The sequence below is a fragment of the Aureimonas sp. Leaf427 genome, from assembly GCF_001425485.1.
Lineage (GTDB): Bacteria > Pseudomonadota > Alphaproteobacteria > Rhizobiales > Rhizobiaceae > Plantimonas.
Genome location: NZ_LMQW01000043.1, coordinates 48,444 through 70,115, shown reverse-complemented (window position 1 = coordinate 70,115; position 21,672 = coordinate 48,444). Strand labels below are relative to the sequence as shown.

The following is a 21,672-nucleotide window of genomic DNA, read 5'->3' as shown; positions in this document are numbered from 1 at the left end:
TGATCCTGACGATCTGAAAAGGAAAATGAGGGCGGCAAGCCGAGACGCCATTCTTCTCCCCTCCGGGGGGAAAAGGTGCCGCGAAGGGTCGGATGAGGGGCGGACGGATAGGGCGCCAAGCCCCCTCGTCCGTCCGGCGCTTCGCGCCGTTCTTCTCCCCGTTCGGGAGAAGAACGGCGTCTCATCCGTGCCCCGTCGCGACGGACAGGCAGAACGGCTTCAGGCCGCCTTTGCGAGCGTCGCCTTCTGCGCCACATAGGCGTGGCCGAGCCAAGGCATCAGCGCTTCGAGGTCGGAGGCCTCGACGGTCGCGCCGCACCAGATGCGAAGGCCGGGAGGCGCGTCGCGATAGGCGCCGATGTCGAGGGCGACGCCCTCCTTCTCCAGAAGCGCGACGACGCCCTTGGCGAAGGCTTCCTGCGCGTCCGGCGCGAGCGCCGAGACGGCGGGATCGACGAACTGGAGGCAGACCGACGTGTTCGACCGGATGTCCTTCGACGTGGCGAGGAAACCGAGCCACGGATTGGCCTCGACGAAGCGCTCGACGACCGCCAGATTGGCGTTCGCGCGGGCCTTCAGCCCCTCGAGACCGCCGATCGACTTCGCCCAGGCGAGCGCGTCGAGATAGTCCTCGACGCAGAGCATCGAGGGCGTGTTGATCGTCTCGCCCTTGAAGAGACCCTCGATCAGCTTGCCGCCGGATGTCATGCGGAAGATCTTCGGCAGCGGCCAGGCCGGCTTGTAGGTCAGGAGACGCTCGACGGCGCGCGGGCTGAGGATCAGCATGCCGTGCGCGGCCTCGCCGCCCAGCACCTTCTGCCAGGAGAAGGTCACGACATCGAGCTTGTCGTAGGGCAGGTCCTGCGCGAAGGCGGCCGAGGTCGCGTCGCAGATGGTGAGGCCGGCGCGACCGGCCGGGATCGCATCGCCGTTCGGCAGGCGCACGCCGGAGGTCGTGCCGTTCCAGGTGAAGACGACGTCGCGGTCGAAATCGACCTTCGCCAGATCGACGATGTCGCCGTATCCGGCCTCGAACGTGCGCACGTCGGCGAGCTTCAGCTGCTTGACGGCATCCGTCACCCAGCCGGCGCCGAAGCTTTCCCAGGCGAGGAGATCGACGCCGCGGGCGCCGAGCAGCGACCACATGGCCATCTCGACGGCACCGGTGTCGGAGGCCGGAACGATGGCGATGCGATAGTCGGCGGGCACGCCGAGAATGGCGCGGGTCTCGTCGATGGCGAGCTGGAGCTTGGCCTTGCCGGCCTTGGCGCGATGCGAGCGGCCGAGCGGCGCGTCGGCGAGAGCATCGAGCGACCAGCCGGGGCGCTTGGCGCAGGGGCCGGACGAGAAACGGGGATTGGCCGGACGCAGGTCCGGTTTTGCGAAATTCGCCATCAGTTCTATCCTCACAGATAGTTTGCATCCCGTTGGGGGGATGTGTCCCGTCGGTGCTGGTATTCCTCCGCACGCGGGCCGTCAAGCGACATTTCCAGGGACGTTTTGCGACATCGCGATGACAAGGCGGGCGCACGAAAAAGGGCGGCGAAGCCCAGCTCCGCCGCCCTTTCCGGTGAGGTCTTTGAAAGCCAGAGGCTTAGAACAGCGAGTAGCGAAGGCCCGCCTGGATCGTGTGACGATCGAAGCCGTCGTCCGTGGCCTGCAGGCCGGACGCTCCGCGGTTGATGCTGGTGGTGGCGAAGCTGTAGGCATCGCCGCCATCGACGTTCAGATAGCGGTAGCCGATGTCGAGCTTGAGCGTCTGGTTGATGTCGTAGGAGACGCCGGCCATGGCGGCGTAGGCGAAGCGCCAGGAATCGAGGCCTTCCTGCGCGATCGTGACGTTCCCCGTGTTGCCGCAGGCGGCGACGCCGCCGACGCAGGCATTCTCGCTTCGAAGGGAGCTGTAGTCGAGATGAACGGCGCCGGCGCCGGCACCGACATAAGGCGTGAAGCCCGCGAAATTGCCGAGGTCGACATAGGCGTTGGCCATCAGTTCCCACGCGCGGACATCGCCCGTGTCCGACGCGAGACAGCCGGTTCCCAGCGGGCTGGAAAGAGGAGCGCAGGGTCCGGCGCGCAGATCGCTGCCGTCGACGTCCTGCTTCCAGTAGTGCGCGGTCAGGTCGCCGCGGAACATGTCGGTGAACTGATAGCCGGCGCCGAGGCTGAAGGCCGGTCCGTCCTTGATCTCGAACTCGTCGTAGCTCTCGGCGCCGTAGCTGATCGGGACGAGCGGGTAGAAGTTCGGCTCGAGGGCGCGAGAGAAGGTCTGATAATCCACATCGACATCGGTCTTGAAGTCGTAGGCGACGTCGCCGCGCAAGTACCAGCCATTGCCGACCTCGACCGGCTCGATCTCCGGCGGGGCTTCGTAGAACGGCCCGTCCATGTCGGCGGCGAGCGTCGCGGAGGAGACCGAGACCAGGCTGACGGCGCCGAGAAGAAGGCTTCGGACGATGGCTTTCATGACTGCGCTTCCTCGTTTGAGCCCATCGAACAGAAAGGATGGAACGGTCTGCGCAGACACTGCCGCAAGAGGCTTAACCGACGGTTAACCCTGTTCGTTAACCACGTCCCGCAACACGATTTTAATGATGTCCGTGTCCGGCCCGGAAACGCGAAAGGCCGCCCTCGCTGACGCGAGGGCGGCCTTTCCAGTCTATGAACCGGTCGGATCAGAAGAAGTCGTAGCGCAGGCCGGCGCGGATCGTGTGGAGATCGAAACCGTGGTCGCGGCCCTGGACGCCGCTGGCGCCGGTTGCCGCATCCGCGTCGTCGAAGCCGAAGGCGTCACCCTCGGAAATGCGGGTGTAGCGATAGCCGGCGTCGAGCTTCAGCTGCTGCGTGATGTCGATCGTGGCACCCGCCATCAACGAACCGGCAAAGCGCCAGCTGTCGTAGCCGGGATGGCTGCCCTGATCGTCCGGTCGGCCGTTGCAGCCGGGCTGGGTGCCGCACTGGGTCGAGCTGTTCATCGTATCGTAGGAGACATGGGCAAAGCCGGCGCCGGCACCGATATAGGGCGTGATCGGGCCGAAATGGGCGATGTCCACATAGGCGTTGGCCATCAACGTCCAGATCGTGGCTTCCGAGCTGTCGTTGTAGCGGCAGCCGCTGTCGACGGGGCTGATATTGTAACCGATCTCGACGAGGTAGGCGCAGTCGCTGCGGCCGTCGACGTCGGTCTTGAAGTAGTCCGCCGTCACGTCCGCGCGGAACTGATCGCTGAAGCGATAGCCGGCGCCAGCGCCGACGGACGCGCCGTCGCGGAGCTTGATCTCGTCGTAGTGAACGGTCTCGTCCTTGCCGATCGCCGACAGATCGCGATTGCCGTCCTTGTCGTAGCCCTGGTTCCAGAACTCGTAGTCGCCGCTCGTCTTCGACCTCGTGACGTAGCCGACGTCGCCACGCAGATACCAGCCGGTGGTCGCGATCGGCACCTCGACGATCGGATCGATGATGTCGGCTGCCCGAACGGGCGCGGTCCCGACAAGCAGGCCAAGGGCCAGAAGGGAAAGGGACGTGATCGCGCGCATGGCTTCGGTCTCTCCAGGACAGGCGGTCGATGCCGCTTCGAATGTCCCGGAGTTTATATGTCGCTATGGTTAACCGAGGCTTAAAGCCAGAAGTTGTCCCTATGCGGTCACGCGCCCGAGGGCGCCGATAATGTCGTCGACGACGGTGCGCACGAGGATGGGATCGTCGCCCTCCGCCATGACGCGGATCAGCGGCTCCGTGCCGGAGGGGCGGATCACCAGACGCCCCGACGCACCCAGCCGATCGCGCCCGGCGCTGATCGCGTCCTGAACGCTCGACATTTCCAAAGGCTCGCCGCCGGAAAAGCGAATGTTCTTCAGGACCTGCGGAACCGGCTCGAACTTGCGGCAGACCTCCGAGACCGGCAGCCCGCTCTTGCGCACGACCGCGAGAACCTGAAGGGCCGAGACGAGGCCGTCCCCCGTCGTGCCGTAGTCGGACAGGATGACGTGGCCCGACTGCTCGCCGCCGACATTGTAGCCGTGCTCGCGCATATGCTCGACGACGTGCCGGTCGCCGACCTTGGTGCGCGCGAGTTGCAGGCCCTTGCCCTCCAGAAACCGCTCCAGCCCGAGATTGGACATGATGGTGGCGACGATCCCGCCGGCGGCGAGACGGCCGTCATCGGCCCAGGATTCGGCGATCACCGCCATGATCTGGTCCCCGTCGACGACCGTGCCGTCCTCGTCCACGATGATCACGCGGTCCGCATCGCCGTCGAGGGCAATGCCGATATCGGCACGCACCTCGCGCACCTTGGCGCAGAGGGCGGCCGGGCTAGTCGAGCCGCAATTGAGATTGATGTTTGTGCCGTTCGGATCGACGCCGATCTTCACGACATCGGCGCCGAGCTCCCACAGAACCTCCGGGGCCACCTTGTAGGCCGCACCATTGGCGCAATCGATGGCAATGCGCATGCCCTCCAGCGACAGAGCGCGCGGCAGCGTGCGCTTGGCGAACTCGATGTAGCGGTCGTGGACGCCGTCGACGCGCTTGGCGCGTCCGAGCTTGCCGGAATCCGCCAGACGCCGCGACAGATCCTGCTCGATCAGCGACTCGATCTCGGCCTCGTTCTCGTCGGAGAGCTTGTAGCCGTCGGGGCCGAAGAGCTTGATGCCGTTGTCCTCGAAGGGATTGTGCGAGGCCGAGATCATGACGCCGATATCGGCGCGCAATGAGCGCGTCAGCATCGCGACGGCCGGGGTCGGCATCGGCCCGAGCAGGAATACGTCCATCCCGGCGGAGGTGAAGCCCGCCACCATCGCATTCTCGATCATGTAGCTGGACAGGCGCGTGTCCTTGCCGATCACGACCCGGTGGCGATAGTCGCCGCGCTGGAAGGACAGGCCGGCGGCCATGCCGACCTTCATCGCGATCTCGGCCGTCATCGGATAGGTGTTGGCGCGCCCGCGAATACCGTCGGTGCCGAAGAACTTCTTGGCCATGGCGTTTCCCCGCAGGCGATGGAGATTGGGCTCGGGCGGCCGGCACGCGCACGAGAATGCGAAGACCATCTCGTCCGGCCCTGCCGCGGACCGCATTTCGGCATGTCCCTTGTCACAGGCTCGCACAAACGAAAAGGGCGACCCGACGGGGCCGCCCTTTTTTGTGTTCAGTCGAAGAGCGTCCTGCCTCAGACGGAGGGCTGCGGCTCCAGGCCGCCTTCCTGCGAACCCGAAGGCTTGATCGACCCGGTCTTCGGCACGGCCGAGCCGCGCGAGGGCGGCGTGTCGTCGCCCATGTCGCGGGCCAGCGTCTTGCCGGCGATGAGATCGCGCACTTCGTCGCCCGACAGGGTCTCGTATTCGAGCAGACCCTTGGCAACGATGTGAAGCTCGTCGATCCGCTCGTTCAGAATCTTGCGCGCCTTGTTCTCGGCGACCTCGACGATGCCGCGCACTTCGGAATCGATCAGTCGGGCCGTGTCTTCCGACATGTTCTGCTGCTGCGAGACCGAATGGCCGAGGAAGATCTCCTCCTGGTTCTGGCGGTAGCGAAGGCGGCCGAGCTTGTCGCTCATGCCGTATTCCATGACCATCGCGCGGGCCATGTTGGTGGCCTGCTGGATGTCGTTGGAAGCACCCGTCGTTACGTTGTCGAGGCCGTAGATGATCTCTTCCGCGGCGCGGCCGCCGAAGATCATGACGAGGCGGGCTTCCATCTCGTTCTTGCGCATGCCGTAGCGATCGCGCTCCGGCAGGTTCATCGTGACGCCCAGCGCACGACCGCGCGGAATGATCGTGACCTTGTGCAGCGGATCGTTGAAGGGCTCGTGAATGCCGACCAGGGCGTGACCGGCCTCGTGATAGGCGGTCAGAGCCTTCTCGTCCTCGGTCATGGCCATCGACCGGCGCTCGGCGCCCATCATGACCTTGTCCTTGGCATCCTCGAACTCCAGCATCGTGACGAGCCGCTTGGAGCGACGCGCGGCCATGAGGGCCGCCTCGTTGACGAGGTTGGCGAGATCGGCGCCCGAGAAGCCCGGCGTTCCCCGCGCGATCGTCTTCAGATCGACGTTCGGCGCCAGCGGAACGTTGCGGACGTGAACCTTCAGGATCTTCTCGCGACCGCCGACGTCCGGGTTCGGCACCATGACCTGACGGTCGAAGCGGCCCGGGCGCAGGAGCGCGGGATCGAGCACGTCCGGACGGTTGGTCGCGGCGATGAGGATGATGCCCTCGTTCGCCTCGAACCCGTCCATCTCGACGAGAAGCTGGTTCAGCGTCTGCTCGCGCTCGTCGTTGCCGCCGCCGAGGCCCGCGCCGCGATGGCGACCGACCGCGTCGATTTCGTCGATGAAGATGATGCAGGGGCTGTTCTTCTTGGCCTGCTCGAACATGTCGCGCACGCGGCTGGCGCCGACGCCGACGAACATCTCGACGAAGTCGGAACCCGAGATCGTGAAGAAGGGCACGTTCGCCTCTCCCGCGACGGATCGCGCGAGCAGCGTCTTACCGGTGCCGGGAGGTCCGACGAGGAGCACGCCGCGCGGGATCTTGCCGCCGAGGCGCTGGAACTTCTGCGGCTCGCGCAGGAATTCCACGATCTCTTCCAGATCCTGCTTGGCCTCGTCGACGCCGGCGACGTCGCCGAAGGTGACGCGGCCATGCGCCTCGGTCAGAAGCTTGGCCTTGGACTTGCCGAAGCCCATCGCCTTGCCGCCCGCGCCGCCCTGCATCTGGCGCATCAGGAAGATCCAGACGCCGAGGATGAGGAGGATGGGCCCGAAGGAGAGCAGCATCGACCAGATCGGGTTCGAATTGTCGGAAGGCGGGCTCGCCGTGATGGTGACGCCCTTGCCTTCGAGGCGCGAGACGACGTTCGGATCGCCCGGCGAATAGGTCTGGAAACCGTTCGAGCCGTCGGAATAGTTGCCCGTGATTCGCGGACCCTGGATCGTCACCGCCCGCACCCGGCCGGAGTCGACGTCCGACAGGAACTGCGAATAGGGGATCTCCCGCGATGCGGCGCCCTGGGTCCCGCTGGAAAAGAGCTGGAACAGGGCGATGAGCAGAAGCGCGATGATCGCCCAGAGCGCGAAGTTGCGAAAATTCTGGTTCATAGGTTGTCCTGCATACGAGCGACCACGTCACTCTCTCGGCGCATGCGCCGAAGATAGGTGCCTCTATATTCCTTGCCAACCATCTCGCACGCTTTTGCGGCAATAAGGGGTCGGGCGGTTAACCTGCCGTCATGATCTTCGACCGCGCGGCAAATCGGCCCAGAGCCGCCAGGAAACCCGGCCGGCGATCACGAGTCGCCTGGAAACATCGGGCAACTTGTCCGCAAGGAGGGCCGGCGCTGCCAGCACCGTCTCGCCCTCCCCCATCAAGATCGGAAGTGTCCGCTCGGCCGCATTGCCTCGGCCGAGCCGGCCGAACGGCACGAGATGGGCGCCTTCGAGGCCCGGTTCGCCGAGTCCTCCCCCCTCCCCGAGCGACACGTCGAACCGCCCGTCGAAGAGCGCGCGAGCCTTCTGTCGGTTGAAGGGAACGATCGACGGCCCCGTGCGACCATATTCCCGAGCGAAGACCAGAGTCGGACCGGGCTCGACCCGCACGCCGCCGAGCGTCAAGGCACCCGCGCCCGTCCTCGCCAGCTCTCGGCACAACCGCTCCAGGGCTGCCCGCTCCGGCATGTGCTCGCCACCGGAGACGGCTGCGAGAACACGCCCAAGGGTCTCGGCGCAAACATCGAAGGGCCGATCGCGAAATCGCTCGGCCTCCAGTCGAACACGGCCGAAATCGTCGACGCTCGCCAAGCTCTCCTTCAACACCTCCGCAACGAGTTGGTCCGCGCGATCCGTCGCCCGGCGATGGCCTGCGATCTCGGCCATCCGTCCCGTGCGTTCGCCCTCCCCCATCGAGCGAACACGGCCACGCAAGCGGACGCGATCGAAGCGGTCGTCGTCGTTGCTGGGATCGTCGAAAAAGGGGAGCCCCGACGCCTCGGCGGTCAAGCGCATGCGGCGGCCGGGCAGGGCGAGAAAAGGGCGCAAGAGATCGAGCCCCGGCGCCAGCGCCCGGCGCGGCCGCATGGCGGCGAGGCCCCGGTCGCCGGCATGGCGCCCGCGGGCCAGGAGATGCGTCTCGATCTGGTCGTCCTGATGATGCGCCGTCAGAACAGCCGCGGCGCCGACAGCCTCCGCCGCCGCTTCGAGCAGCCGATAGCGCGCGCGGCGCGCGGCGCCCTGCAGGTTCGAGGCGGGCTTCTCGCCCTCCCATCGAAGCGTGCGGTGCGGGAGCCCGAGAGCGCCGCAGACACGCGCCACCTCTTCGGCTTCGTGAATGGCCGCTTCGCGCAGCCCGTGGTCGATGGTCGCAACGTGGAGTTCGATGCCGAGCCGGGAAAGCTCGACCTTGTTCTCTGCGGCGAGCCAGAGCATCGCCATGGAGTCCGGTCCGCCCGACACGGCGAGCACGACGGGGCCGGTGATCGGCGGATGAGAAGCGCAGCGGAAAGCTCGGACCCAGAGCGCAAGCGCCTCTTCGAGGGCGATCGGCCGAGCATCGCCGGGCGTCAGCACGCGGGTCTCGATAGGAGCTTCAGGCCATGCCGACATGGCGGGGTCGGGGGAGCGTCAAAGGCGTCCCGTTCAGCAGCTGGTGGCCTTGGTCTCGGCGTCGAGCTTGCGCTTCACATTGGCACTCATCTGCGGATAGCGGCGGGCCACTTCCTTGAAGGTCACGCAGGCCGTCTCGCGATTGTCGAGCTTGGATAGGGACATGCCGAGCTTCAGCATCATCTCGGGCGCCTTGCCGCTCTTGGGATGGGCCTTCTGCGCATTGAGGAAGGTCTCGGCCGCATCGGCATATTTCGCCTGTGCGAAGAGGCTCTCGCCAAGCCAGTACTGGGCGTCCGGCACGTCCTTCGCGTCAGGATAGGTCTGCGCATATTGGCGGAAGGAGTTCTCCGCCAGCTGGTAGTCGCCCGCCAGGAGATAGTTGTAGGCGAGCGCGTAGAGATCGCCCGCGCCCTTCGGCAGCACGCTCGCCACGGTTCCCGAACCCGACGAGGGCGCAGCCGGCGCGGAGGAGATCGACCCGACGTCGAGCTGACCGCCGCCGAGAAGGCTGCCGATCTCGTCGCCGCCGGCGGCCGGCGGCGTCGCGGTCGAAGACGGCGCGGCCGCGCTGTACTCGGCATCGCCGCTGCCGGGCGCGGCGGAGGCAGCAGTGCCCGGCGCAGCCGTCGCAGGTGCCGCCTCCGAGCGCTTCTTGCCGGCTCCGCCGCCCGCGGAGGCCGCGCCTTCCAGCTCCTGGAAGCGGAAGTCGTTGTCCTCCTGCATCTTGCGCATCTGCTCCTGGATCTGGAGCATCTGGAAGGACAGTTCCTCCACCTTGCCGTTCAGCCGGCGGTTCTCCTCTTCGAGCTGCATCACCCGCTGGCCGGCGTCGCTCGCCTGGGCCATCCGCACGGGTGCCGGCTCGCGGCTCGGCGCCGGGCGCGCCGTCTCCTGCCCGAGCCCGAATGGCAGGTTCAGCGCCGAAGCGGGCGCGGTGATCGCCAGCAGCATCGCAGCGGCGGCCGTCCAGCGGGCGGAAAGTGCCATGGTCATTCCTCTTTCGTCTTCCGATACCCCAAGCGGCCGGCAGCGCCGGTCCGCTGCCATGGCCTTAGCAGATTCCTCGGCCAAATTGGGGCCGTCAACTGCTCGTTCGCAGATGCGAAGACAAGCGCGGACGAAAACGATCAGCGCGAACGAAAAAAGGCGGCCCGTTCGCGGGGCCGCCTTTTCCGAAGTCTCGAACGGGATCGGTCGATCAGCTGCCGGCGCCGTTGAGCACGGTGACCGCGCGGCGGTTCTGCGACCAGCAGGAAATGTCGTCGCAGACCGCGACGGGGCGTTCCTTGCCGTAGGAAATCGTGCGCATCCGGCCGGAGGCGACGCCGCGCGAGGCCAGGAATTCGCGGGTGGCGGCGGCGCGGCGGGCGCCGAGCGCGAGGTTGTACTCGCGGGTGCCGCGCTCGTCGGCATGGCCCTCGACCGTGATCGAATACTGCGAATACTGGTTCAGCCACTGGGCCTGCGCGGAGAGGGTCTGCTGCGCGTCGGCGCGCACGACCGAGGAGTCCGTGTCGAAGAAGATGCGGTCGCCGACATTGACGGTGAAGTCCTGGCTCGTGCCCGGAGCCGCGCTTCCGGCACCGCCCGCGCCGCCGGCGCCGCCGAGGCCACCCGCGCCGCCGAGGCCGAGGCCGGCCGCATTGTCGGGCAGTGCGTTGTTCTTCTTCGCGCAACCGGCGACCGCCATGGCGGCGACGAGAGCGAGAGCGATACGGCTATGAGCCAAAACAGACATCCGGCGCATGGCCAGCTCCTTCGATTTCGAATGAATTCCGTAAGGCGACGTTTACCCTGCTCAGACTTAAAGCCGAGTAAACATATCGGCCGAAACGAGCGTCGGGCTCCGGCTGCGACATCGGAACGACAATGTTTTCCGAAGCTTCGCCTCGGCCGGGATTGAGTCGCGAAAGAGGCGCGCCCCGGTCCCGGAGCGCGCCTCTCGAACTTCCCCGTCGACCTGTGGCGAAATCGCCCCAGGTCGTTGCAGCGAGATCGACTATTCGCGCGCCGGCGACCAGGCCGGGTCGGATGCGAAGCCCGGCGTCGCAACCCGCTGCTCGTTCGTGCCCGTGAGGTCGATCGAGAAGAGCTGCGGGCCGCCGCCGCCGCGCTGGTCGCGGAAGAACATGATCACCCGCCCGTTCGGCGCCCAGGTCGGCCCCTCGTTGTGGAAGCCCGAGGTGAGGATGCGCTCGCCCGAGCCGTCCGGCCGCATGACGCCGATCTGGAACTGGCCGCCCGTCTGCTTGGTGAAGGCGATGAGGTCGCCGCGGGGCGACCACACCGGCGTCGAGTAGGAACCGTCGCCGAAGGAGATGCGGTTCTGGCCCGAGCCGTCCGCTCCCATCGTGTAGAGCTGCGGACGCCCGCCGCGATCGCTTTCGAAGACGATCCGCGCGCCGTCGGGGGAGAAGGAGGGCGAGGTGTCGATGGCCGCCGTCGAGGTCAGGCGCGTCGTGGCGCGCGAGCGAAGGTCCATCGCGTAGATATTGGCGTTGCCGTCCTGCTGGAGGCTCATCACCACCTTCTGCCCGTCCGGCGAGAAGCGCGGCGAGAAGGTCATGCCGGGGAAATTGCCGACGACCTCGCGCTGGCCTGTCTCGAGCTGCAGGAGATAGACCCGCGGCTCGCCCTTGCCGAAGGACATATAGGTGATTTCCTGCCGGTTCGGCGAGAAGCGCGGCGTCAGCACGAGGTCGCTGCCGTCCGAGAGATAGTTCACGTTGGCGCCGTCCTGATCCATGATCGCCAGACGCTTCACGCGGCTCTGCTTGGCGCCGGTTTCCGAGACGAAGACGACGCGCGTGTCGAAATAGCCCTTCTCGCCGGTCAGCCGCTCGTAGATCGCGTCGGCGATGATATGGGCGACGCGGCGCCAGTTCTCCGGCGTCGTGTAGAACTGTTGGCCGTCCAGCTGCTGGCCGGCGAAGCTGTCCCAGAGGCGGAACTCCACGCGCAGCCGCCCATCCGCCTCCGGCGTGACCTTGCCGGTGACGAGGGCCTGCGCGTTGATCACCGTCCAGTCGGCGAAGCGCGGCGCGACGTCCGGGCTGATGTCCTTCTGCACGAAGGCCGCCGGATCGATCGGCGCGAAGAGGCCGGAGCGCTTAAGGTCGGCAGTGACGACGTCCGTGATCTGCCGGCCGACCGGGTTCTGCGTCTGGAACTTGGTGATGGCGATCGGCAGCGGCTGGACGTTGCCCTTGGTCACGTCGATCTGGACAACCGCCTGGGCCGCGGGCGCCTGCAGCAATGCCCCGCCTGCGAAAACCAGACAGGCCATGACGAGCGTCTTGGTGAAATGCTTCATTCGAATGAGCCTCTTGGCATCTTCATAGGGAGCGTGATCCGGCCGTAGGCTCAGAACATCTCGCTCGGATCGAAATTCACGACGACCTCCGCCCAGACGTCCGCCTTGTCCTGTGGCAGGCTGAAGCCTTCGCGGTCGCATTTCTGTACGGCGCGCACGGCGCTTTCGTCGAAGACACGATTGCCGCTCGACGTGTCCACAACGGGGCGGCCGTCGAGTTTGCCGCCGCTATTGAGGTTGAACCGCACGGAAACCTTCAGGCCCGCACCGTCTTCGATGCCCGCCGGAATGCTCCAGCAGCCCGAAAGCTGATCGCGCAGCGCATCCGTCTCGCCGCGCGACAAGGTGGTGCCAGTCGTCTTCTTCGAGCCGAGCGAGGCGACCTCCTGCGAGCGCTTCGCGCCGCCGCCAGCCGCCTTCTGCTTGTTGATCGCCGCGGCCGCCATGGCCTCGAAATCCATGTCGCTGTCCGGCGCGTCCTCGTTGGACGTGTCGGCCTTGGCAGGCTTCTGGGGCTTGGGCGCCGGCTTCTTCGTCTCGGTCTTCGGCTTCTCGGGCTTGGCCTCGGCGACCTTCACGGGCTCGGCGGGCTTCGGCTTGACGGCCGGCGTCGGCACCTTCTTCGGCGCGGGTTCCTTCACGGGCTCCGGCACCGGCTCGGTCTTGTCCTCGGCGATCATCTCGGCCAGCGGATCGATCTTCTCGGCCGTCTCCTTGGGCGGCACCGGCTTCGGCACGTCCTTCACCGGCTCGGGCTTGGGCTCGGGGGGCGTCGGCTCCGGCGGCTTGGCCTCGGCCACCTTCGGCGTCTCCTTGGCGGGCGCCGGCTCGGCCTCGGGCCGGGCGGAGGGCTTGGGCGCGCCCGTCTGCGGCGTCTGGTTGCGCGTCTTGTCCGGCGTCGGCGGCGTGTCGAGATCGGTCTCGTTCTCGCCGACATTCTGCGCCGGCATCGGCAGCTTTTCGGGCTTGGTCGTCGGCTTGGGCGCAGGCTTCTCGGACTTGGGCGCGTCCTTCTCGCCCTTCACGCCCTGGAAGCTCTCGGCCATGACGATCTCGACGGGCAGCGCCTCGCTATAGGCGACCTCGAGCGGAGGCGGCGACGAAAACGCCCATAGTCCCCAGGTGAGGACCACGAGATGGATGCCGGAAGAGACGACGATGCCGGATTTCATGAGCTAGCGCCGGTCAGCCCGTGGTTTCGGGTGCGGTGACGAGGCCAATATTGGTAAAGCCCGCCGTCGAGATCAGCGCCATCACCTGCGCGACGCGCCCGTAGTCGGCGGCCTTGTCGCCCTTGACGAAGATGCGCTCCTTGTAGCCGGTCTTGGCGACGGCCGTCAGCTGGGTCACGACGTCCTCGATCTCGATCGGGTTCTCGCCGATGAAGATGTTTCCATCGGCCTTCACCGAGATCTCGATGGGCTGCGTCTCGGCATTGAGAGCCTTGGCCTGCGTTTCCGGCAGATCGAGCGGCACGCCGACGGTCAGCATGGGCGCGGCCACCATGAAGATGATGAGCAACACCAGCATGACGTCGACCATCGGCGTCACGTTGATCTCGCTCATCGGCGCGCGACGCGACCTGCGGCCCCGCCGCGATCCGCCGCCGCCTCCTCCGCCCGTGGACATGCCCATGTCAGTTCCTTCAGCTCTAGCTCACGAAGCCCGATAAGCTCAGCGCGCGGCCTTCTCATCGATCTGCCGGGACAGGATGGCCGAGAACTCGTCCGCGAAGGCTTCGAGCCGCATGCCGAGCTTGCCGGCATCGGCGGACAGCTTGTTGTAGGCGATGACGGCCGGAATGGCGGCGACGAGGCCGATGGCGGTCGCAAGCAGCGCTTCCGCGATGCCGGGTGCGACGACGGCAAGGTTCGTCTGCTTGGAGGCGGCGATCGCCTGGAACGAGGTCATGATGCCGACGACCGTGCCGAAGAGGCCGATGAAGGGCGCCGCCGAGCCGATCGTGGCAAGGAAGCCGAGGCGCGATTCCAGGTGGTCCATCTCGCGGGCGAGCGTCACGTCCATCGCCTTCTCGATCCGCGTGTGGAGGCCGATCGGCGAGCGGGCGCCCTTCTCGAACGACTTCTTCCACTCGCGCATGGCGGCCACGAAGAGCGCACCCATGCCGTTCGTCTTGCGCTCGGAGAGCGTGTGATAGAGCTCCTCCAGCGACTGGCCGGACCAGAAATTGTTCTCGAACGTGTTCAGCTGGCGCCGGAAGGCGCCGTAGCGCATGGTCTTGTCGACGATGATCGCCCAGCTCCAGACCGAAGCCGCGAGCAGGCCGAGCATGACCATCTTCACGATGAAGCCGGCCTGCCAGAACAGTCCCAGAAGAGAGACACCGTGATCCGGAGCGGCCAGGGCGCCTTGCGCGATCTCGTTCATGTTGTCTTCAGACCCTCGAAATCGGAGCCGGCCGGCTCGGCATCGTGACCTCGGCCGCCGGAATATCGGGACGCGCCCCTTCGCAGGAGCACGCGAGCCCGGTTCCATTCATCAAGTTTTCGATAAACCCCACCCTCTTTCGCCCCTTGAATCGAGCGAAAGAATGGCGTGGCCACCGGCACTTGCCGCAGCGATCATTCAAACAGCATTAAGGTTAAGCATTCGTTGCCGAAATGCTGCAGTGCCGTTCAGCCGCCGGCCGCTTCGACCGCGAGGATGGCCGAGACCGCCTCGGGCATCCGCCGCGGCTTGCCCTCCGGCGAAATGACCGCGACCTTGACCTTCGCCTCGATCAGGATCTCGTCGCCCCTCAGAACACGCTGATGGAGCACGATCCGCGCGCCCCCGAGCAGCGCCGTGCGCGTCTCGACGCTGAGCACCTCGTCGATCCGCGCCGGTCGCAGAAAATCGATATCCATGTGCCGGACGACGAAGGCCATGGGCTCGCCATAGAGGCCGTCCGCCAGTTCCTGGTGGCCGATCCCCTTCAGGCGCAGGAAATCGCTCCGTCCCCGCTCCAGGAAATGAAGGAAACGCGCGTGATAGACGACGCCGGAGAAATCCGTGTCCTCGAAATAGACGCGCACGAGAAGCCGGTGGCCGAACCCGGTCAGTTCGCCAGAAATGAGGTGATAGTTGGAAGTTAGACGGTTCATTTTAGATACTATGCGTTTGAGTTTGAACGCAACAAATCATCAAGCGCGTTTCCGAAAGCCCATTCTTTCAGGTAAGAATTTAACGGATACTTCAAAGCATTGTGAATTCCAACGAGAAATATACGAGAACTTTTAACCGCCATATCGAGCATAGCCTCAAGAAACTCGATGTCGTGAACCATATCAAAGCCATCGTCGATCTCAAATACTTTGGGCTTAAGAGACACCTCAGAGAAGCCATCCATAACCTCTGAATATCTGCCGTGGGCATAGTAAGTAAACTGATGATAGATTTTAGAGTACATTTTCTGATGGAGATCATCGTCATTATTTGGAGTAATGAACCCAATTTCCTTCAGAAACTCAATATTATTTGAGGTTGCTTTCGATATTCGATTATGTATATCCTTCTGACGTAAATCGATTTTCGGGCGAATGGCATTATCTGAGCGATTATTATCTTTGAAGAACTTGTGAATATATTCTTCAGTCTTTGAATCAACCCCATCTAAGGATAAGCCGCTGTATATGTAGGCCGTCTTCGAGCAGTGCTCTATAAATGAACGACATAGTATATTTCTCTCCGCATCTAGACGCGAGAGGACGAGAATAGCCAAAGCCTTTATGAACGAAACATTCCGCAAACATGAAATCACAAAATAATCTACGATATTTGGATTTGTGTACCTGAATTCTCTTACCTTATCTTCTCGAAGATAAAATACTGGGCGACGATGACGTCTCTCGATTTCAAATACAACTTTGGAATATGCATTAAAATTACTCTGAAAGTTAGCGTAATTTTCATTAATTTGATCAGTTTTCATTTTCGCTGTTCTCGAACAGGTTGGACTGCGCGCCTTGCCAGCCCTGCGGCACCGCGAGCCCGATATGGCGGAAGGCGTGGGCCGTCAGCATCCGCCCGCGCGGCGTGCGCTGGAGGAAGCCGTTCTGCAGGAGATAGGGCTCCACGATATCCTCGATCGCGTCGCGCGGCTCCGACAGCGCCGCCGCGATCGTCTCGATGCCGACGGGCCCGCCGCCGAAGGTCAGCGAGATGAGGTCGAGATAGCGCCGGTCGAGCTGGTCGAGCCCTAGACTGTCCACTTCGAGCCGCGTCAGCGCCTCGTCCGCGATCCGGCGGTCGACGAGCTTCACCTCGGCGACGTCGGCAAAATCGCGCACGCGCCGAAGCAGGCGTCCCGCAATGCGCGGCGTGCCGCGCGAGCGCCGCGCGATCTCCCGCGCGCCGTCCTCGCCGAGCGGCAGGCCCATGATGCGCGCGCCGCGCCGCACGATCGATTCCAGCTCTTCCACCGTATAGAAGTTCAACCGCACCGGAATGCCGAACCGGTCGCGGAGCGGCGTGGTCAGAAGGCCGAGCCGCGTCGTCGCCGCGACCAGCGTGAACTTCGCCAGATCGATCTTCACCGAGCGCGCCGCCGGCCCCTCGCCGATGATGAGATCGAGCTGGAAATCCTCCATGGCTGGATAAAGGATCTCCTCGACCGCCGGGCTCAGACGATGGATCTCGTCGATGAAGAGGACGTCGCGATCCTCCAGATTGGTCAGGAGGGCCGCCAGATCGCCGGCCTTCGCGATGACGGGGCCCGAGGTCGAGCGGAAGTTGACGCCGAGCTCCTTGGCCATGATCTGCGCCAACGTCGTCTTGCCGAGGCCGGGCGGCCCCACGAAGAGAACATGGTCCAGCGCCTCGCCGCGCCCCTTGGCGGCTTCGATGAAGACCTTGAGATTGGCGCGGGCGGCCGCCTGCCCGACGAAATCGTCCAGCCTCTGCGGGCGCAGCGACTGATCGACATCCTCGCCTCGGCTCTCCGGCGTCAGGAGACGTTTGTCCTCGCTCATGGCAGGAACGGCCGGCGGACCGGTTTCGGCATGGGGAACGGCCCTTCGATCATCATGTCGATGCTTACCACGATCGGTTTTCCCGTCGAGACGCTTGCGTCATCCGCAACCCGAGCGGCTCGCGGCACGGGTCCGGTCAAGCCCGGCTCAGCGCCTTCAGCCCCAGACGGATCAGCGTCGGCGTCGACGCCCCCTCATCGCCCTCGCGCGCGGCCGTCGCGACGGCGCCCGCGGCCTGGTCGCGGGAATAGCCGAGATTGACCAGCGCCGAGACGGCATCGGCGATCGGCGCGGGCGCGACACCCTCTCCGAGATCGCGCTTCAGACCCATGTCGGGTGCCTCGAAGGCCCCCGCATAGGCCGGCGTCTTGTCCTTCAGCTCCGCCACGATGCGCGCGGCGACCTTCGGCCCGACGCCCGGCGCCCGCGATACCATCGCCTTGTCCTGCAAGGCGATGGCATTGCCGAGTTCGCCCGTCGAAAGCGTGCCGAGGATGGCGAGCGCGACCTTCGAGCCGACGCCCTGCACGTTCTGCAGAAGCCGGAACCAGCCGCGTTCCAGCTCGCTCGCGAAGCCGTAGAGCCGCAGCATGTCCTCGCGCACATAGGTCTCGATGAACAGCGTCACCGCCTCTCCCACGCCCGGCAGGGCCGACAGGGTGCGCGCGCCGCAATAGGCGACGTAGCCGACGCCATGCACGTCGATCACGACGTGATCCTCGCCGATCTCGTCCACCACGCCCTTCAGCTTGCCGATCACGGACGGGTCTCCGGCGAAAGGAGGTCGAGCGTCGGGAAATAGGCCCGGTAGCGCCCGCCGTCCCGCGTCAGAAGGCGATGCCCGGCCGTCAGCGCATGCGCTCCGATCAGAAAGTCCGGCAAGGTCCGCTCTCTCGTTCCGCCCTGCCGCCGATAGGTCCGGTGCGCCTGCCCTGCCGCGTAGGCGGCCGCGAAGGGAAAGTCCTCTCGCTTCGGGCGAAGCCAGGATAGGGCCGTGAAAAGAAGAGCTTCGCCCAACTTGGGTTCGGCCAGTTCAGCCCATACGATGGCGCTGACGATGATCCGCCCTTCGCCGAGACAGGCTTTCAATGCCTGCATCGACCATGATCGCGTTGGGGTATCCGACGGGCCTAAGATGTCGATGAAAATATTGGTATCAACGAGGGTCGAGGTCATCTCGCGGTCCTCTCAACCAGTCCATGTGCTCGTCCGTCGTCCGGCCGTCCAGATCAAGCGTTCCGGCGACCGCAGACGCCCACTCGTCAAACGATACGGAAAGATCGGCACCCGCCGAGGCGCCTCCCGCTTTCAAGAGAACGACATCCCCACGCTCGACGAACTGAACCTCGCTTCCCGGCCCGATGCCGAGCTTGTCGCGAATGGGCTTGGGGATCGTCACCTGCCCCTTTTCCGTTACCCGCATCCGACCCTCGAAAAGTAATACTCGCTCGGTATTACCTACACGCCGAACCGGAACAAGTCAAGAACATCTAGAGTCCGGCAAAAGCCGCCCGGGCTTGTGCAGATTGGCGGTGATGGGTGTGACAGATGGCGATGGCGAGCGCGTCGGCCGCGTCGTCCGTGTCGAAGGTCGCGCGCGGCATCAGCACCTTGACCATCATGTGGATTTGCCTCTTCTCGCCATGCCCGACGCCGATCACGGCCTTCTTCACAGCGTTCGGCGCATATTCCGCGACGGGCAGACCGGCGAGCGCGGGCACCAGCATGGCGATGCCGCGCGCCTGTCCGAGCTTCAGCGTCGCCACCGCGTCCTTGTTGACGAAGGTCTGCTCGACCGCCGCCTCGTCCGGGCGATAGGTTGCGAAAACCTCCTGCAATCCGTCGTGGAGCTGGCGAAGCCGCGTGGCGAGGTCGAAGGCGGCGTCCGACGTCACGGTGCCGGAGGCGACGAAGCGCAGCGAATTGCCGGCCGTCTCGACGACGCCCCATCCGGTCCGGCGCAGGCCGGGATCGATTCCCCAGATGCGAATGCTCGTCTCCTGCAACATGCCGATCAATCTCCCGAACTGTGCCACGTCCTCGGGGTAAAGACAAACCATGAACGAACCAAAAACGGAGAGGAACGTTCGGGGACGACTTCCGTCGCGGGCGCGTCAACTCCCCGTGTCCCGCCTTTGGAAGGCGGTCAGGCAAACCCACTTCTCGCGCATGAAGACATTGCACCGCCTCGCCTCAGCGACCCTCGCCGCCGTCCTCGTGACCGCGCCCGTCGCGACCGCCCAGACGAACGCGGCCGCCAAAGCCGCCCCATCCGCCAATGCCGCCGCAGCGATCCCGTCCGGCAGCTTCGACGAGGCGCTGCGCCGCGCGGAGAGCCTTCCCGGCCTGAAGACGCTGCTCGTCGCGCAGGACGGTCGAAAACTGGTCGAAGAGGGGTTCCACGGCGCGAACACCGCGCGGTCCACCAACATCAAGTCCGCGTCGAAATCGATCGTCTCGGCCCTTGTCGGCGTCGCCATCGACAAGGGCCTCCTGAAGGGCCCCGATCAGCCGATCGCCGAGATCCTCCGCTCGGACTTTCCCAAGGACGCCGATCCGAGACTGGAGCGCGTGACGATCGGCCAGCTCCTGTCGATGCAGGCCGGCCTGGAGCGCACGTCGGGCGCCAACTACGGCGCCTGGATCTCGTCGCGAAACTGGGTGCGGGATGCGCTGGCGCGGCCTTTCGTCGAGGAGCCGGGCGGGCCGATGCTCTATTCGACGGGCTCGACGCATCTCCTGTCCGCGATCCTCACCAAGGTCTCCGGCCGCTCCACGCTCCAACTGGCGCGCGAATGGCTGGGGCCGGCAGGGGTCGAGATCGCCAGCTGGGAGCGCGATCCGCAAGGCATCTATCTCGGCGGAAACCAGATGGCGATGACGCCCCGCTCGCTCCTCGCCTTCGGCGAGATCTACCGGCGCGGCGGGCTCGCGGCGAACGGAACGCGCATTCTCTCGCAAGCCTGGATCGAGCGGTCCTGGACGCCGCGCACCACCTCGCGATTTCACGACGGCCGCTACGGCTACGGCTGGTTCATCGACGACTTCGGCGGGCGCACCGGCTATTACGGCTGGGGCTATGGCGGGCAGATGATCTACGTCTTCCCGGACCTTGCCCTCACCGTCGCGATCACCTCGGACGAGACGCAGCCCTCCGGCCGCAGCGGCTATGTCCGCGACCTCCACCGTCTCGTCACCGAGACCGTCCTCCCGCCGGCCGAAGCGTTGCAGAGAGCCGGCGGCACCGGCTGAGAGCTTGGGAGGATCCGAGCGGGCGCCGATCCGGCGCCCGCGAGGACATCAGGCAGCCGAAAGCTTCGCCATCACGGCGTCGTCGACCTCGAAATTGGCGTAGACGTTCTGGACGTCGTCGTCGTCGTCGAGATTGGCGATGAGCTTCATGACGCTGACCGCCCGCTCCTCGTCGACCGGCGTGCCGGTCTGCGGCTTCCAGACAATCTTCACGCTTTCCGCCTCGCCGAGCGAGGCTTCGAGCGCGGCCGAGACCTCGCCGAGCGATTCGAAGGCGGTGAGGATGACATGGCCGTCCTCGTCGGAGGTCACGTCGTCGGCACCCGCCTCGATCGCGGCTTCCATGACCTTGTCGGCGCTGCCGGCCTTGGCCGGGAAGACGATCTCGCCGACCCGGTCGAACATGAAGGCGACCGAGCCCGACTCGCCCATCGCGCCGCCGGCCTTGGTGAAGTAGGAACGCACGTTGGAGGCCGTGCGGTTGCGGTTGTCGGTCAATGCCTCGACGATGACGGCGACGCCGCCGGGGCCGTAGCCCTCGTAGCGGACCTCGTCGTAGTTCTCGCCGTCGGCGCCCGACGCCTTCTTGACCGCCCGGTCGATATTGTCTTTCGGCATGGACTGCGCCTTGGCGTTCGCGATGGCGAGGCGCAGGCGCGCGTTCATGGAAGGATCGGGCAGGCCGCCCTTGGCCGCGACGAAGATTTCGCGCGCGAGCTTGGAAAAGAGCTTGGAGCGGACCGCGTCCTGGCGGCCCTTGCGGTGCATGATGTTCTTGAACTGTGAATGGCCGGCCATGGGGCACCCGTAATGTCGACGTCCGTGAAGGCGGCTTCTTAGTCAAAAAGCCGTCGAGCGTCCAGAACGTGCGCCCGGCTTCCTCAACGCCCGATCTCGACCAGAAGCGGCAGCATCTCGCGCGGCGAGCGGTTCGAGGCCTGCGCCACGTCGGCAAGCCGCACCTCGTTGGAGGAGACGACGAAGCCCTTCTCCCGCAAGGCCGCCGCGAGCCCGTCCGGCGTATGCCCGAACAGCGGGGCCAGATGGGCGATCGAGCCGTTCTGCACGACTCCGAGCACGGCCTGAACGGGATTGCCCCGGCTCGCGCCGCCCGCCAGCATCGCCGGAACCGCGAAGGCCAGCGCGCCGACGAGCGAGGCCGAAAGAGCGACCGTCATGGCGGGCCGCCTGAAATAGGCGACGAAGGGACGCCAATTCTTCCAGAGATGGAGAACGAACGGCACGGCCAGCACCATGCTCAGCCATTCGTGCATCGCCTTGAAGAGACGGCCTTCGAAATGGAAGAACAGAGCGATGCCGGACACGAGCGAGACGATGAAGAGCCCGGTCGTCAGCGGCGTTGCGTAACGAAGAAGAAGCTGGCGCAAGACAAGGACTTTCGAAGGCGTGTTCGGGCGTCTCGTCGCCCGATAGAGACGCACGGGCGATGCGGCAAGCCTGACCTTCCCTGTAGCGTCGTCCCGCGGCTTCGAGATGACAGCGATGGAGCCGACAGGGAGTACCGGTCCGGTCTG

The 21,672-nt window shown here is 65.4% G+C and carries 22 protein-coding genes; 1 reads left to right on the top strand and 21 read right to left on the bottom strand.

The features are described from left to right. Positions 1 to 219 precede the first annotated feature (219 nt). The 19 genes from ASG62_RS18225 to ruvC all read right to left on the bottom strand — a co-directional run bounded on the left by ASG62_RS18225 (position 220) and on the right by ruvC (position 18,894). A complete protein-coding gene (locus ASG62_RS18225; protein ID WP_056696945.1) occupies positions 220 to 1,395 on the bottom strand; it encodes a phosphoserine transaminase in 1,176 nt (391 codons plus the stop codon). A 199-nt stretch (positions 1,396 to 1,594) separates the two neighbouring features. Then, the gene (locus tag ASG62_RS18220) at positions 1,595 to 2,467 is read right to left on the bottom strand and encodes an outer membrane protein (RefSeq protein ID WP_056696943.1); all 873 of its coding nucleotides are present in this window, start codon (positions 2,465 to 2,467) and stop codon (positions 1,595 to 1,597) included. Positions 2,468 to 2,675: 208 nt separating this feature from the next. After that, positions 2,676 to 3,536 (bottom strand): outer membrane protein, encoded by an 861-nt coding sequence (locus tag ASG62_RS18215; protein WP_056696940.1) that lies wholly within the window; start codon positions 3,534 to 3,536, stop codon positions 2,676 to 2,678. A gap of 99 nt (positions 3,537 to 3,635) precedes the next feature. Then, entirely contained in the window at positions 3,636 to 4,982 is a 1,347-nt protein-coding gene (gene glmM / locus ASG62_RS18210) for a phosphoglucosamine mutase (protein ID WP_056696939.1), read from the bottom strand. Positions 4,983 to 5,170: 188 nt separating this feature from the next. After that, complete coding sequence (ftsH, locus tag ASG62_RS18205; RefSeq protein ID WP_056696937.1) at positions 5,171 to 7,099, bottom strand: ATP-dependent zinc metalloprotease FtsH; 1,929 nt, start codon at positions 7,097 to 7,099, stop codon at positions 5,171 to 5,173. A 129-nt stretch (positions 7,100 to 7,228) separates the two neighbouring features. Then, positions 7,229 to 8,563: a tRNA lysidine(34) synthetase TilS gene (gene tilS / locus ASG62_RS18200; RefSeq protein ID WP_056696935.1), complete on the bottom strand. Its 1,335-nt coding sequence runs from the start codon at positions 8,561 to 8,563 to the stop codon at positions 7,229 to 7,231. Positions 8,564 to 8,632: 69 nt separating this feature from the next. Further along, positions 8,633 to 9,589 carry a tol-pal system protein YbgF gene (ybgF, locus tag ASG62_RS18195; protein ID WP_162246030.1) on the bottom strand — a complete coding sequence of 319 codons (957 nt, stop codon included), beginning with the start codon at positions 9,587 to 9,589 and terminating at the stop codon, positions 8,633 to 8,635. Between the two features lie 211 nt (positions 9,590 to 9,800). Next, positions 9,801 to 10,349, bottom strand: a complete 549-nt coding sequence (gene pal, locus ASG62_RS18190) for a peptidoglycan-associated lipoprotein Pal (protein WP_056696930.1) — start codon at positions 10,347 to 10,349, stop codon at positions 9,801 to 9,803. A 252-nt stretch (positions 10,350 to 10,601) separates the two neighbouring features. Continuing rightward, positions 10,602 to 11,915, bottom strand: a complete 1,314-nt coding sequence (gene tolB / locus ASG62_RS18185; RefSeq protein ID WP_056696927.1) for a Tol-Pal system beta propeller repeat protein TolB — start codon at positions 11,913 to 11,915, stop codon at positions 10,602 to 10,604. A 50-nt stretch (positions 11,916 to 11,965) separates the two neighbouring features. Next, the gene (locus tag ASG62_RS18180) at positions 11,966 to 13,087 is read right to left on the bottom strand and encodes an energy transducer TonB (protein ID WP_056696925.1); all 1,122 of its coding nucleotides are present in this window, start codon (positions 13,085 to 13,087) and stop codon (positions 11,966 to 11,968) included. 13 nt (positions 13,088 to 13,100) lie between these two features. After that, positions 13,101 to 13,550, bottom strand: coding sequence for a protein TolR (gene tolR, locus ASG62_RS18175; RefSeq protein WP_056696923.1), 450 nt, complete (start codon positions 13,548 to 13,550; stop codon positions 13,101 to 13,103). A 39-nt stretch (positions 13,551 to 13,589) separates the two neighbouring features. Beyond that, positions 13,590 to 14,294, bottom strand: coding sequence for a protein TolQ (gene tolQ / locus ASG62_RS18170; RefSeq protein WP_156382255.1), 705 nt, complete (start codon positions 14,292 to 14,294; stop codon positions 13,590 to 13,592). 257 nt (positions 14,295 to 14,551) lie between these two features. Continuing rightward, positions 14,552 to 15,019: a tol-pal system-associated acyl-CoA thioesterase gene (ybgC, locus tag ASG62_RS18165; RefSeq protein ID WP_056696918.1), complete on the bottom strand. Its 468-nt coding sequence runs from the start codon at positions 15,017 to 15,019 to the stop codon at positions 14,552 to 14,554. An 8-nt stretch (positions 15,020 to 15,027) separates the two neighbouring features. Further along, positions 15,028 to 15,846, bottom strand: a complete 819-nt coding sequence (locus tag ASG62_RS26685; protein WP_156382234.1) for a hypothetical protein — start codon at positions 15,844 to 15,846, stop codon at positions 15,028 to 15,030. Then, on the bottom strand, positions 15,836 to 16,885 hold the full coding sequence (gene ruvB / locus ASG62_RS18160) for a Holliday junction branch migration DNA helicase RuvB (RefSeq protein ID WP_056696916.1): 1,050 nt from the start codon (positions 16,883 to 16,885) through the stop codon (positions 15,836 to 15,838). Before ruvB ends, ASG62_RS26685 begins: the two co-directional genes overlap by 11 nt. Before the next feature lie 136 nt (positions 16,886 to 17,021). Next, positions 17,022 to 17,645 (bottom strand): Holliday junction branch migration protein RuvA, encoded by a 624-nt coding sequence (gene ruvA, locus ASG62_RS18155; RefSeq protein WP_056696915.1) that lies wholly within the window; start codon positions 17,643 to 17,645, stop codon positions 17,022 to 17,024. After that, positions 17,642 to 18,061: a type II toxin-antitoxin system VapC family toxin gene (locus ASG62_RS18150; protein WP_056696914.1), complete on the bottom strand. Its 420-nt coding sequence runs from the start codon at positions 18,059 to 18,061 to the stop codon at positions 17,642 to 17,644. The genes ruvA and ASG62_RS18150 overlap by 4 nt, the downstream gene beginning before the upstream one ends. Continuing rightward, a complete protein-coding gene (locus tag ASG62_RS18145) occupies positions 18,042 to 18,308 on the bottom strand; it encodes an AbrB/MazE/SpoVT family DNA-binding domain-containing protein (RefSeq protein WP_056696913.1) in 267 nt (88 codons plus the stop codon). The genes ASG62_RS18150 and ASG62_RS18145 overlap by 20 nt, the downstream gene beginning before the upstream one ends. A 67-nt stretch (positions 18,309 to 18,375) precedes the next feature. Then, positions 18,376 to 18,894: a crossover junction endodeoxyribonuclease RuvC gene (gene ruvC / locus ASG62_RS18140; RefSeq protein WP_056696912.1), complete on the bottom strand. Its 519-nt coding sequence runs from the start codon at positions 18,892 to 18,894 to the stop codon at positions 18,376 to 18,378. 160 nt (positions 18,895 to 19,054) lie between these two features. On the opposite strand from ruvC, the gene ASG62_RS18135 reads away from it, so the two are divergent. Further along, positions 19,055 to 20,137 carry a serine hydrolase domain-containing protein gene (locus ASG62_RS18135; protein ID WP_056696910.1) on the top strand — a complete coding sequence of 361 codons (1,083 nt, stop codon included), beginning with the start codon at positions 19,055 to 19,057 and terminating at the stop codon, positions 20,135 to 20,137. A 48-nt stretch (positions 20,138 to 20,185) separates the two neighbouring features. Here ASG62_RS18135 and ASG62_RS18130 read toward each other — a convergent pair whose 3' ends face one another. Then, complete coding sequence (locus ASG62_RS18130) at positions 20,186 to 20,935, bottom strand: YebC/PmpR family DNA-binding transcriptional regulator (protein ID WP_056696908.1); 750 nt, start codon at positions 20,933 to 20,935, stop codon at positions 20,186 to 20,188. Positions 20,936 to 21,018: 83 nt separating this feature from the next. After that, a complete protein-coding gene (locus ASG62_RS18125) occupies positions 21,019 to 21,525 on the bottom strand; it encodes a DUF4405 domain-containing protein (protein WP_056696905.1) in 507 nt (168 codons plus the stop codon). Between the last annotated feature and the right edge of the window lie 147 nt (positions 21,526 to 21,672).